General features: G+C 42.2%; 11 protein-coding genes. 5 read left to right on the top strand and 6 right to left on the bottom strand.

Annotated features, from left to right (window positions below; all coding sequences use genetic code 11):
• Window positions 1-3: 3 nt before the first annotated feature.
• Window positions 4-2,325 (bottom strand): TonB-dependent receptor, encoded by a 2,322-nt coding sequence (locus HMAT_RS19450; protein WP_104384538.1) that lies wholly within the window; start codon window positions 2,323-2,325, stop codon window positions 4-6.
• 299 nt (window positions 2,326-2,624) lie between these two features.
• Here HMAT_RS19450 and HMAT_RS19445 point away from each other — a divergent pair, with 299 nt between their 5' ends.
• The 3 genes from HMAT_RS19445 to HMAT_RS19435 all read left to right on the top strand — a co-directional run bounded on the left by HMAT_RS19445 (window position 2,625) and on the right by HMAT_RS19435 (window position 7,387).
• Entirely contained in the window at window positions 2,625-3,752 is a 1,128-nt protein-coding gene (locus HMAT_RS19445; protein WP_199768718.1) for an acyltransferase family protein, read from the top strand.
• 9 nt (window positions 3,753-3,761) lie between these two features.
• Entirely contained in the window at window positions 3,762-4,943 is a 1,182-nt protein-coding gene (locus HMAT_RS19440; protein ID WP_104384537.1) for an aminopeptidase C, read from the top strand.
• A 110-nt stretch (window positions 4,944-5,053) separates the two neighbouring features.
• A complete protein-coding gene (locus HMAT_RS19435) occupies window positions 5,054-7,387 on the top strand; it encodes an Ig-like domain-containing protein (protein WP_104384536.1) in 2,334 nt (777 codons plus the stop codon).
• A 172-nt stretch (window positions 7,388-7,559) separates the two neighbouring features.
• On the opposite strand, the gene HMAT_RS19430 is transcribed toward HMAT_RS19435, so the two are convergent.
• The 4 genes from HMAT_RS19430 to HMAT_RS19415 form a co-directional block, all read right to left on the bottom strand.
• Window positions 7,560-8,372: a LuxR C-terminal-related transcriptional regulator gene (locus tag HMAT_RS19430; protein ID WP_104384535.1), complete on the bottom strand. Its 813-nt coding sequence runs from the start codon at window positions 8,370-8,372 to the stop codon at window positions 7,560-7,562.
• 53 nt (window positions 8,373-8,425) lie between these two features.
• Complete coding sequence (locus tag HMAT_RS19425) at window positions 8,426-9,190, bottom strand: response regulator transcription factor (RefSeq protein ID WP_104384534.1); 765 nt, start codon at window positions 9,188-9,190, stop codon at window positions 8,426-8,428.
• A gap of 243 nt (window positions 9,191-9,433) precedes the next feature.
• Complete coding sequence (locus HMAT_RS19420) at window positions 9,434-9,904, bottom strand: lipocalin family protein (protein WP_104384533.1); 471 nt, start codon at window positions 9,902-9,904, stop codon at window positions 9,434-9,436.
• A gap of 66 nt (window positions 9,905-9,970) precedes the next feature.
• Window positions 9,971-10,639: a hypothetical protein gene (locus tag HMAT_RS19415; RefSeq protein ID WP_104384532.1), complete on the bottom strand. Its 669-nt coding sequence runs from the start codon at window positions 10,637-10,639 to the stop codon at window positions 9,971-9,973.
• Between the two features lie 178 nt (window positions 10,640-10,817).
• On the opposite strand from HMAT_RS19415, the gene HMAT_RS19410 reads away from it, so the two are divergent.
• Both HMAT_RS19410 and HMAT_RS19405 read left to right on the top strand, forming a co-directional pair.
• Entirely contained in the window at window positions 10,818-11,261 is a 444-nt protein-coding gene (locus HMAT_RS19410) for a hypothetical protein (protein ID WP_158656011.1), read from the top strand.
• A 69-nt stretch (window positions 11,262-11,330) separates the two neighbouring features.
• Entirely contained in the window at window positions 11,331-12,116 is a 786-nt protein-coding gene (locus tag HMAT_RS19405; protein ID WP_104384530.1) for an HAEPLYID family protein, read from the top strand.
• Between the two features lie 116 nt (window positions 12,117-12,232).
• On the opposite strand, the gene HMAT_RS19400 is transcribed toward HMAT_RS19405, so the two are convergent.
• On the bottom strand, window positions 12,233-13,474 hold the full coding sequence (locus HMAT_RS19400) for a tyrosine-type recombinase/integrase (protein WP_104384529.1): 1,242 nt from the start codon (window positions 13,472-13,474) through the stop codon (window positions 12,233-12,235).
• Window positions 13,475-13,476: the final 2 nt, after the last annotated feature.

Below are 13,476 nucleotides of genomic sequence, written 5' to 3'. Positions count from 1 at the left end.
GGTCTAAAATTTAAAGTTCCAGGTGACGGAAGGAATAATTCCGAATAAAACAATTTTGTAAGCTTCGGTCAGATTGGGGTTGGCCTTGTTTTCCCGAAAGTCAATAGTGTAAGCATTTTTGCGGTTGTAGGCATTGTATAGGCCAATTGTCCAGCTCGAATGAAAGCGTTTACCGTTTTTATTGGGGTCGTAAGTCGCTGACAGGTCCAGACGGTGATAATCAGGCATGCGGTAACCGTTCCGCTCGGTATAGTAGAACATGGATTTGCCGTTGACAAGGTATTTTCCGCTTGGAAAGGTAACGGCATTTCCGGTATTGAATACAAATGTTCCGCTGAGTGTCCAGCTGTCCGAAAGGGCATAATTGGCCACAACCGCGAGGTCGTGCGTACGGTCCTGCCGTGCATTGAACCAGTTTCCGGCATTGATTCCGTTAAATTTACGCCGGCTTTTGGAAAGGGTATAGCTGATCCAGCCTTTAAGACGGCCGCTGTTCTTGCGCAGGTACCCCTCCAGGCCGTAAGCCCGTCCAATACCAAAGAGCAGCTCTCCTTCAAAATAGGCATTTGCCTGTAAGGTGGCTCCGTTGCGCACGTCAATCTGATTACCCAGACGTTTATAATAGGCCTCGACCGAAAAGTCGTACTGTTTGTTCGCAGAGGTACGAAAGTAGCCCAGGACAGCCTGGTCTACGCGCTGCGGTTTAATCTGGAGACTACTGAGCACATACTGATCGGTGGGCAAGCTGGCGGTGGTATTGGTCAGCTGGTGCAGGTTCTGGACGATGCGGTTGTACGAGGCTTTTAAGCGGCTGCGTTCATCCAACCTCAAGCTGGCAGACAGGCGTGGTTCTAGATTGACATAGTGTTTGGCAATTCGGCTGTTATCCCGCTTTTCCGAAACGGGATTTCCGTTTTTGTCAAATTGATAGAAGGTCCGTCTGCCCAGGACCATAAAATCATGGACATGGATACCATACTGTAACGACAGATTGGTGGTCGCTTTCCATTCGTGGGAGATATAACCCCCGAGATCAATCCCGCGCTGGCTTTCAATGGCTGTCGGATTGACAGACTGATTTTTGTCTGAAGAGAGATTGGCCGGCCGGATGGACTGTGCCAATGCGCTTACACCCAGCCGGATGGTATTATTGATATTTGCATAATAGGAGAAATCCTGCTTAGCATTGACGTTCCGGATGTTGGAGGCCACCTGAAAATCAATCTGCTCGCTGGAGACACCGGACTGATAATTGAATCCACTGTAGATAAGCGAGGTGTTACTCGATATTTTATCGTTAAAGAGGTGGTTCAACCGTGCCGTCGCTGTGGTATTTCCCCAGAAAAGGTGAAATAGGTCATTGTACTTTAATCTGTCTTTGCCGTGATAGCCCGATAGGTATAAGTTGGTTTTCTTACCCAGATTAAAACTAAGCTTGGCATTCAGATCATAAAAATACAGGCTATTCTTATCCATATCTTTACTTTTCGCCAGTTTTAAAAATGAATCGGCATAGGAACGGCGGGCACTGAATAAAAACGAACTCTTATCTTTTACAATGGGGCCCTCAAGTTTGAGCCGCGAAGCGACGATACCCAGCCCACCTTCGCCGGAAAACTGTTTTTTATTGCCATCCAACATGGAGACGTCCAATACCGAAGATATCCTTCCGCCAAACTGGGCCGGTATTCCGCCCTTATAGAGCTGCACATCCTTGATGGCATCGGAATTAAAGGTGGAGAAAAATCCAAGCAGATGCGAAGCATTATATACGGTAGCCTGATCAAGTAAGATTAAGTTCTGCCCTCCATCGCCACCGCGTACATGAAAATTGGCCGAACCTTCCCCACCGCTTTGTACACCGGGCAACAGCTGAATGGTTTTAACCAGGTCTTTCTCGCCAAAGAGGACGGGGACATCTTTCATATCTTTCATCGTGAGATGGGTCGTGCTCATCTGTGGGTCGTCGATGGCTTCGCCCTTCTCTTTGGCGGATACGAGAACCTCGTCCATTCGATTGGTCAAAGGCTGTAACGCAAAGCTTTTTTCAAGTGCCTGCCTTAACTCGACCGTTGTTATCTGCGACCGGTAGCCCATGTAACTTACCGTCAACTGCTGAATACCTGCGGGAAGTGTAATCTGATAATGTCCCTGTAAGTTTGTGGTCGTGCCTATGCCGCCCTTTATGGTAATAATGGCTCCGCTCAGCGGTTTTTGAGTCACGGAATCACGAATGGTGCCACTTAGCAATGCGTCTTGTGCGGAGGCAAGGAAAGGGGATAGTACAATAGAAATAGGCAGAAAATAGGAGATGATCGAGCTCATTTTTAGCGCTGGTCTGATTGAATTGTGGACAATAAAAAAATAGAATGACGTATTAACCCTTTATTAATATTTATTGCTATAGTTTAAGTGATTTTAGCTGCATAGTAGTCTCCTGTATTGATGTGGTTTAGTTATTATGTAACGCTTTTGGTACACGGAATATTGTTCTAAACGCTTTATTTAGGCATTAGATTTACTTGTGCTTAGCAGGGAAATGTGCCGGACCGAAAACCAGATGCTGGATATTTACTTAGAAATGTGTAATTTAATAGCGCAAATGTGTATTGTAAATCTAACTAATGGGTAAAGATTATCATTATAAAATGTCTGACGATGAGCTACAGTCGAAGACCATTGACTTTTTGCGTTTCCCGCTGATTGTGGGTGTTGTATTTATCCATACGGATTTTTCAGATATTGTTATGACGGGTGTCAAGGAGATCAGCTTTGTTAACTATCCTTTGTTCTCGCATATCTTTTTTTTATTTTCCAAAGTTATTTTCGAGGTCTGTGTACCGCTTTTCTTTTTTATTTCAGGTTTTTTATTCTTCTATAAAACAGCCGGTTTTTCTGCGGAAATCTACCTGCGGAAATTAAAAAATCGTGTGCGGTCTCTGTTGATTCCCTATGTTTTCTGGAATCTATTGGTTATCTTATTCCTTTTGCTTGCGCAGCTATTTTTGTCGGGAAGCTTAGTTTCCGGGCGAAACAAATTAATAACCGACTATAGCCTGCAGGACTGGCTCTGGTCTTTTTGGGATACCTCACAAATTAACCCAAATTTAAGGAAATCATTACCTATTAATTCGCCCTTTTGGTTTATCCGTGATCTGATGGTTGTGGTGCTGTTTTCGCCAATAGTCTATATCCTGATTAAAAAGTTGCGGGCTTATGCAGTCATTATATTGGGATTGCTCTGGATTTTTAATCCCTTTTTTTATTTGCCGGGGCTGAGTACCGTTTCTTTCTTTTTCTTCACTGCAGGGGCATATTTTAGTATCAATACTAAAAACTTTGCGCGTGGTATGCGGCCGATGCTATCGATCGTGGTACCATTGTATCTCCTGCTTGTTGCGGCACAGCTCATCTTTCTAAACAAAAGCTGGTGGGTTGATTTATACTGTGCAGGCATTTGCATAGGTCTTATTGCTACGTTGTCAGTGGTCGCACATTTTATAGCAAAAGAAAGCTGGCGCACAAACGCGTTCCTGGCTAATAGCAGCTTCTTTATTTTTGCCTACCATCGTTTGCCTTTGGTCTTTGTTATCAAATTTTTATTTAAGATACTTGAGCCACAGTCTGAAGTCTTATTGCTATTCCTATATGTGTTCTGTCCCGTTATTATCATTGTTTTTGGTCTGGTGATTTACAGTTTTTTAAAGCAGTTCTGGCCCCGGTTTACAGCGGTCATCAGTGGCGGACGTTAATAAGATATTATGAAAAAATATAAAAAGCCTGTCATTATTCTGCTTGTACTTGTTATCGGGGCATTGCTGGTCAATTACGGCCCCAAGATGTTCATTAAAAACAAGTACAAGCGGATCCGGACGGAATATGTATTTACGGATATTATCAATCTTGGCTGCACCCCGGTGAAACAACAGGGCGCATCGAATACCTGTTGGTCCTATACCGGCAATTCATTTTTGGAGTCGGAGATGATCCGTATGGGAAAAGAGCCTGTTGAAATTTCACAGGTCTATACGGCCCGGCAGGCCTATGTGGAAAGGGCGCATAATTATGTGCGTCTCCATGGGGGGCTTACAATGGGCGAAGGGGGGCAACTGCATGATGTCCTCAACGTATTTCGTAAGTATGGTGCGATGCCCAGGTCCGCTTACGCCGGCTTGCGTGGCAACCAAACCTACAATGATTTTAAAAAGATGACACCCATGCTGAACACCATGCTCAAAGTCCTTGTGAAAAGCAGGCCATTGACTCCCAACTGGGAGCAGGCCTACCGCGCTGCACTTGATGCACATCTTGGGGCAGTGCCTGAAAAATTTGACTTTAGGGGAAAGACTTATACGGCACGCTCATTTGCCGATCAGGTGATCGGCATCAGTCCTGATGATTACATTGGTTTTGCTTCTGTGACAGATCAGCCGTACTACAAACCTTTTGTACTATTGGTGCCGGACAATTGGTCATTTGATCGTTTTTATAATGTACCGATGCCGGATCTAACAGGGATTATTGATACGGCATTGCAGCGGGGCTTTACCATTGCCTGGACAACGGATGTGTCTGAAAAGGGGTTCTCTTGGCCTTATGGCATTGCTTTCGTTCCCGAAAAGCCCTTTGAGAGCATGTCCAGCGATGAGAAAAAAGCCATGTTTGTCAAACCAATGCCTGAAAGGAAAGTGACTGCCGAAGAACGGCAGATGGCTTTCGACAACTGGGGAACGACCGATGATCATGCGATGCATATCGTGGGACTAGCCAAGGATCAGCAGGGTAAAGAATACTACCTTGTTAAAAATTCATGGGGCAAAGCCAATGATTTTAAAGGGTATATGTATGTTACTAAAGAATTTGTCAACTATAAAACCATCACTCTGCTATTGCATAAGGATGCGCTGGAGCCAACGCTAGCTTACAAATTGAAACCTGAATAAATTTATCCGTTAAAATGAAGTACTCGAAATAGGTGTAAAATACCCCAAACGCGGTATTTTATATATTCATATGCACCATTAATTTTACGTCTAAAGAAAGGGGGGAAATTATGAAAAGAATAAGCCTATATACTTTTATGCTATGCATAGGGTGTTTTTTAACGATTAGTTGTGCGAAAAAGGAACGGGAACCGGAGGAAGATAATTCCGAACAGCTCGAAAAAAAGGAGCGGGCCAGCTACAATAACAAGCAAATGCCCGGAGTGGGGAATGTGTATGTGTCAGGCGGTACGCAAGCCGGTGGCAAACAGGAGTTATATGCGAAGGCTGACTACCAAAGTGGCCATTTTGCGTATTATATATCACCCACAGCAACTGATCTGGGAGCGGATCATCGTATCGTTTTCGGTGCGAATAAAGGTGATCTATGCATCGTTGAATTGGATGAAGCAAACCAGGTCTTGCGTATGTATACCGAGCGGGAAGGGAAACGTTTACCGGTCATCTTAAAAGTCAGCCAGTATAGCCTAAAACAATTTGAATTCCAGCTCTATCGGATAGACTGGGACAAAAAAGTTGAAGAACTCGTGACGAGTGTCTACCTACGCGATGGTAAGCCGGTAGGGACTTACAAATTAGCCGCTCGTGCAGCCAGTGCTGTCGCAGATACCGTTTCCAAGGATATAATGGGATTCCCCGGAGTAAAGAGACCGGCTAAGCAGTCATCTGTCACGGCCAACACAGCTGTAATGCTGGATTATGTCAATCGTATATTAGGACCATTGGTCGATCTCTCCAACGAAGGAATGGTAACTTTATCCGGTAAATTGGAACAATCATCAGCCACGGCAGGTGCGTTTGAAGCATTGTGGTACGATCTGGGCGCAATGAATACGGTCCTTGCGCAGGCTGGTACGCTATTTGGCTCATTCCGTACCGATCCATTAGCAAAAGGTGATCCGATGTCGAGTTTCAGCTGGTATACGGGGCAGGGGCAGACGGCTATCAATCTTAAAAACATGCAATTGACACCTGTACTGAAAAACTCGACACTGTTATATGATGAGACGGATCTGACTAGGCAATTAAAATTAATGGTACAGGTAGAAGATAAAAATAAAAAGGCGTTGATAGGCAATCCTGTGTTTGTCGATTTTAGGGTGGAGCTCGAGCAGGGCGGCATGATCCATCTGCTGTCTGAACAGACCTTAAGCTCGGACAAAGAAAAAGGGATCGTTGAGCTATTATATAACCCGCATCAGGCTATGGTAAAACCCAAAGCTGGGAGCAAGCTCAATATCTTATACAGATTGAGCGCACATGAGGGTGCTATTTTTGCAAAACAGGAAGCGAGTATCGCTGATCGGGAACCTGCAGGAATAAGTATTGTCAGTGGTGCTGGTCAGGAAGCGGATTGGGAAGAGAAGCTGAAAGCTCCCCTGATCGTCAAAGTAACGAACAGAGCCGGGCAGGCCTTAAAAAATGTTGGTGTTAGCTGGACAGTGCAATCAGTCTCCTGGGGAATTATAGTCGGCACATTGAGCGAAACACAGGTTGTGACAGATGATCAGGGACTGGCAAAGACGTATTACAGGGTCGGAAAGCAGCAGGATAAGCCTGAGACTGTAAAGGTACGGGTAGTAGGTAGTAATGGACAACCCATCCCGAAGCTTGAAACTGTATTTACCTACAAACAGAAGCGTAGGAACTTTACACTGGTACAAATGAAACACGAGACAGATAATAGCGACATGAGTAAAGCAAGTGTAATGCGGGAATGGAAGAGTGGTGATGCGGTTACTATAATGGAAAACGAACTGATTACATTTAATATTAAGGAGGATGGAAAACTATTGAAATTTTCAGATGGAACCGTAGCACATTTTATTCAGTCAACAAAAGGACTCGTGCTGGAATCGAAATACACTGGTCGCACTTTTCAGTCGAAAGACATCGAATTGAAAAATTGGGCGGTGAAATTTTCTGATCCGGTCACTGGACGTACAGACAGTATTGTGATTGATCTTACTGTCAGTAATCAGCTCTACCGTACTTTTGTGGGAAAGACACTTCGTATAGAAGGAGGTGGAGATCCTGTACACGGAAATGGGGATGAAGTACTGACCTTTGCCTATAGAAATGATGGAAAAGTAGATATGAAAAGTGCTAAATACCCTAAAAATGGTGTTGTGACTACTTTTGAAACAGCTCACATCAATAGTTATGCTCCGGTCTATGGTTGTCCAGATAAAAATAGCGTGATTCCTTATACCATGAAGCGAGTAATCGGACTGATTACCTCATCTGGCCATCTCCCCATGGTCTATGGTATGAGCACTTCCTTCATCTTATTCGCTGATGGAACTATTAAACCGAATACGATGATGGCAGGTTTTGATGACTGTACATTTAATCAGTTCTGGAACAGTGTTAAGCTTCAATAAAAGAACTGTCTGATTTAGAAAATACGTTTCCATTTAAATATGTCAAAAGGCTATTCGGAAGAATAGTCTTTTTCCGTATTAAGATGAAAAATCAAGAGCTCAGTTTTACGCCTGTATATGATGGTGTTTACAACGGATTATCTGTGCGATTGAGAGTGCCAAAAAGTATTTGTTATAAAATAGTGAGTCCTGTATCTACAACCTGAGTATAAAGAAGCAGGCCTAGCTCTATACAACGTTTGATTAATGAGCTACTGTTGCGCGTATTGGTTTTGCGCAGTATATTTTTTCGGTGCACACGAACGGTTAATTGGGATATCTCAAGTTGTTTGGCGATCTCAGTACTTGACATTCCCTGTGCAATATAGGGAAGAAGGTCAAGCTCACGCTTGGTCAGTGGACAGCTGTGCTTATTCTTTTCCGCCTTGCCAGATAGATCTATTTGATAGAAGTCATTCCGCCCATTGATACCCATGACCGTGGCGATGTAGTTATTCTTAGTTGATAAATGGGATATATCCGTATGGATATTGAGACTACGAACTATTTTGTTCTCTTGATCCGCAATCAAAGTAATGGCTTGATGATGAAATAGCCGGTAAGATCCGTCCGCAACACGCATACGGAAACAATAACATGACTTCAATGACTTAAGGTGTTTTGCGCCGATTTCATTGACTTTAGCATAACAGGCTTCCTCCGCATTTAGGACAAAAGGAATATCATCGGGATGGATGAGGTCAATAACTTCCTGAAGCTGTGCTGGTACAATTTCCAGCCCGTGAATATGGAGTATATTGGGGTGTTGGTGGCTCAATTCCTGTGCGCGAATATTGATGAGATAGTAATAATAATCACCTGTAAGAAATATTTCGGAAATTAAATCGATTATTGTCGATGAATCCACAGCGAGATCATCCGAAGAGAAAATCTCCGGATATTTTCCCCAAATGAGTGTCAGGCTATGTTCCTTGTTTTTCATCATTACAATAATAATAAAGCAAAGGTGCGGATGAAATACCTCATTTAGGGTATTTTTTATATAAGGCCGAGTTCAATGCTTTTTTTGATCAGGCAGCCACTGCTTGAGGTCTGCGTTTTCTTAAGTAGATTTTTTCGATGCACTTGTACCGTAAATGGTGAAATAAAAAGTTTGTCCGCAATTTGGGGACTCGTGAGCCCCTGTGCTAGCAAATAGAGTACTTCCATCTCACGCTTGGAAAGTTTCGGAAGTATAAATTCGGTAGGGTCTGAGGAAAGCTCCAGCTGACAGTAATTTTTTTCACCTAATGCTTTTACGAGGACAATTTTATTATTGACTTCTGTAATATGGTTAATGTCTGTATGAATATTTAGGGCGGTGGTAAAACGTCCTTCTTGATCTTGACTTAAATGAATCCCCTGATGATGGAAAAGGTGGTAGGAGCCTCCGGCAACTTTCATGCGGAAACAATAGGATGTTCGGTAAAATATGCCTTCCCCAAATCCCAGCTCTTCCATTTTTAATAAAGTGTTTTTTTCCGCTTCAACGACAAAATCTACGTCGTCGGGATGAATATAATCTATAATCTCTTTTACAGTTGTTGGATAACAATTGGTGCCATGTAACGTAAGCAGGTTGTCATGAATATTATAAATAGTATAATCGGCAATATTGATGACATAATAATACAATGGGCCTATGGCCATCATCTCAGCGAGATATTTGCCTATAGGAGCCTTCTCGGGCACCACGTATTGACTGGTAATGGCATGGGGATAACTTTCCCAGAGATTGGCGAGTATATGCTGCTGTTTCTTCATCTTTCCATTTGGTTAGTTATTCTACGCTCTAAAAAGTAAAAGGGCATAAACGATACTGGCTATGTATCGGTGGTTGTCATGCTACGGCTAAGATCTCTTAAAAATAGAAAAATAAAGATAGAACGCCAAATGGAATTGTGGGCGAAATGGTCTTCCGGTTAAGATAGGGAACATTAAGCTGTCTTTTTAAACAAAAAAGGCAGCCTCAACTGGAGGCTACCCTACTATTTGGAGGTAAAGATATTATTTTTTCAAGTAGTAGGTTTCGACCCATTTGATATTTTGTCCATCTCCGTTTTTGCTTGTTCCCTCACCCTTGAAGATCAGTTCATGGTTTGTTAGCTTTAAAATGGTAAATGCCTCCTCCTCGTCGTCACGGTCTTCTTTAAAGATTAATTTATTGTCCTTGACCTTCCACGTAAAAGGTTCCAGATCGAAACGACCATCACCGTCATCCCATCTTTGGGATCCTGTCCCGTCTTTTTTAAACTCGGCCCACTCTCCGGCCTTGCCGACGTAGGTGTCGGTTTCACCGGGGACTAACTGACTTACGTACTTTTCTAAGTCCCATTTGCCGATAATGTTTTTCTCGGTTTGTTCCGCATCGCCATCTAAACCCTCATTGTCTTTACTACATCCAGTAAAAAGCAATAGGAATAGGCACAAAGTTATTGTTAAAAATTGAACCTTGTTTTTCATGTTTTGTGTTTTCATAATGTTTTTTAATATTGGGCGGCATAAGATCTGCCGAATGTTTCAAAAAAAAGCGTTTTTTATGTATTAAAATCTAAAGGCTAAAAATACCCGGCTCCCGCTTAGTTTTATTTTCTCTTTTACGGTTACCTCTTGTTCTTCTAGTTCGTCTATAGCGATATTAAAACTATGCTTGGCCGATCCCCAGCGCGTTTCAAAACCTAAACCGAATGCGCCATAATTAACTGTTAAGCCTGTGGTGAAAAAATTGCCAAAACCTCCGGAAAAGTCTTCGTCAGCATATAATAGTGAGTAAGAGGGGGCAAAGCGTACATGGCCTGAGAGGGTAAATCCATCTGTCAATCCTACGTGAACGGATGGACCGACCTGCATACCAATTTCGCCTTTGTGGGTGACATAGTCGTCTGTCTCAGTAATCATTCCCCCATTTCCGTCATCATAAGAATAGGTTTCCGATTGTTTAAACTGTGCATAGTTTAAATCTAGATAGGTCCAGTCGATCCCAAAATACAATACCTTGGCGATAGGTTCCTTATTAAGGAAGAATGTCCGGCCACTGCTGAGGGATGCACCAAATTTACTTTTGATTTTTGACTCACCATCTAAATCGTCGGTGGCTTTAAGATGTTGCGAAACATAGCCAATATTTAAATATTTTTTTCCTGGCTTTGACTGTGCGTTGACAGTAAAATAAGCTAAGCTGAAGGAGGTTAATAGCAAAAGGACTTTTTTCATAGTTTTTAGATAATAAAGTTGCGTTAATATGTTATTTCAAAAGTAGTGGGATTAAATAAGCGGTAAAATACCGCGTTTGAGGTATTTTGTACAAATCCACTTTTGAATAATTTTACCCTAAATAGCAATCTACTCTTGGTTTAATAGTCTTTTAGGAGTTTTAGGTATAACCTATGAAATGGAGAAAATAATCGTGTTTGATGTAAGTTTCACTTTGTTTTTGTTGCACTTGCCTTGTTTAGTCACTGTGTTTGTTGGCTTGGGCATAAGTGTGTATTGGTTTGGTCCGATTGCTAATACCAAGTGCTCGTTTAGCACGACATTAATGCTGGAGAAAATATTGATCAGCTATATAATTACACTTACTTCTATCGTAGTATTTGCGATAAACTCTTTTGTAATAGGTGGGGATTTTGGAAATTTTATTTCCAATGATATTTTTTGGTTAGGGATGGGGATTGCAGTTGTAGGCTTTGTGTTTACGACCATTTTTGTGATTGCCAAATGTGTTTTATTTTGGTCAGCGGCATATGGTCTAGGGCAACGGAGATGCCGCTGGTATTTAGCTTTTTACTATTTTGGTTATGTTGCTTTTTGGTCCAAACGGTTGTGTTTATTTTAGCGATAATAAAATTTAGGCTAGAAATTTAAATTCCCAAATGTTTCCATAATCTCGCTGGAGGTTTGTTGTATGAAAGACAACAAACATATCATATACCTCGCTGAAGCTTCCCTGATCATGGTCACGTTATTTTCAAATGGGGCCAAAGCACAGCAGCCCCGATCCTTGCCGGATAAGGTGCACCATGCCGAGCCGCTCTATAATGATCTTGTTCGTGATCTGGGCGCAAGGAAGGGTGAGAAGGAGTTTAATGTGGGGGCGGACATTAAAAAAATGGGCAAGGCAGATAAATATGGCTACTTGGCAGAATATGAGTTTGCACCCATCGATCGATTGGGGCTGGAAGTAGAAACTGATTTTGTCTATTCAAAAAGTAAAATAGCCGACGTTTCCTCGGGCAATGAACTTGAAAGGTTAAGATTGTCATCTCAATATTCCTTTTATGTATCTAAAAAACAGGCGACAACATTGGCTGTAGGCTATACGCAGATTTTTAATTTCGTGGATGGGGGTACCGCATTCAATCCCTTTTTTGTGGCTGCGAAAAGCTGGCACACGAACTGGCATACACTGATTTATACCGGACCAGAGATTGCTTATCGTTATAACTCTGGTAAGACAGAGATGAATTGGCAAATCAATACATCCTTTCACTATACGTTACCACAAACGGATCATTTTATAGGGCTTGAGGTGAATCAGGAAGTTGCTTCCGGAAGTTTAGAGACCACCCTCAGACCACAAATGAAATTAGGGCTAAATGATAAATTAGCCATTGGTATGGCGGTAGGCTTTCCGATCGGAGGGAAGGAAAACGCGATTAGCTCATTTTTCCGCTTGATTTATCAACTTTAGAAATGCTTTTACCCCGAAGAAATAGCGCTGTTAGTCTGCCGATATTTTTATTTTAGTTGTTAGTGCAATTTATTTAGTTTGAGCTTTTGTGTGTCATGAGTTCAAGAAATTTAAATTTAACCGGATACTAAAAATTTACTTTTGTACACTTCATCGAGATAAGCGCCCAGTGAGCGTGTTCGTTCGGTGTCTGTATTGCTGATATAGCGCTGAAACATCAGTTCGGTACTATGTCCTGTTGCTTGCATAAGCAATGGTGTGGGGATCTTGCCGTAAAAATTAGAGGCAAAGCTGCGTCGGCCGATATGGCTGGTAATGGCTTCCCACTTTTGTATCAGCTTTTCTGTCGACCTGAAACCACTTCGGGTGCGGACTTTGATCAAGCTATTTATACCGGCCAGACGGGCGATTTCCTTAATCTGTTCATTGTATTTCTGAGCCGAAAGTTTTGAAGGAAAGTCGTTTCCATTATCGGACATAATATGTATGGCCGTCGGATGCAGCGGCAACAGGATTGTCTTTTGTGTTTTCTGCTGCGTAAAGGAAAGGCAGGGTTTTCCGTCCAGAATTTCCATCATATCCAGGTTAAAATTCATAAAATCCGAAACGCGTTGGCCTGTGTAACAGCTAATGACCAGCCAGTCTTTGGCAGCCTTCAATTCTGGGGGGACAACAGTTTCGTTGATACGAATGAGCTCATCTTCGGTGAGGCTGATGACACGGTTGTATTTTTTGATTTTTGGGAGTTCCAGTTCGTAAACGAAGGTACGTATCCCTCTTTTTTCCAGAAAATTGAGAACCGTACGAACAAAATATATGGTGCGATAAATGGTGCTTGAACTATAGGCTTCCAGCTCACCAAATTTAATGAATTCTTTGACAAAGTTGCTGTTTACTTCGTTGAGCATCAGGTGTTTTTGCTGGAAGCCTTCGAAGCGCTTTAGCATGCTAAAAAAGACCTTATAGCGCCGATGTGTATTGCCTGATATAAGGTGCAAACGGCTCTGGATAAAATTTTCGGTCGCCTCCAGCAGACTTCCTTTTGCAAACGAACTTTCGTTTAAAATGCAGGACTTTTTTATAAGCCGGCTGACAACATTGAGCGAGAATTTACGTTGTTTAGATGCGACCTCCTTCAGGTAATTTGATACAGCAATTTTGATCGAATCTAATTTTGTATTAAGCTTTTTGTAGATTTTTAAATAAATGTTTTCCGGACGCTGTTTATCTGGATTCCAACGATTAGGATTAATCTTTAAGGATGTTTTTACGACGAACTCTTTTTGTTGTTCATCAATAAATTTTAGAGCAATTATGGATGTCGAGCCTGTACTCAACAGGGTAAAGTTGAAAATCATCG

Source organism: Sphingobacterium sp. HMA12, assembly GCF_002933815.1.
GTDB lineage: Bacteria > Bacteroidota > Bacteroidia > Sphingobacteriales > Sphingobacteriaceae > Sphingobacterium.
This window is presented reverse-complemented; position numbering and strand designations above follow the sequence as displayed.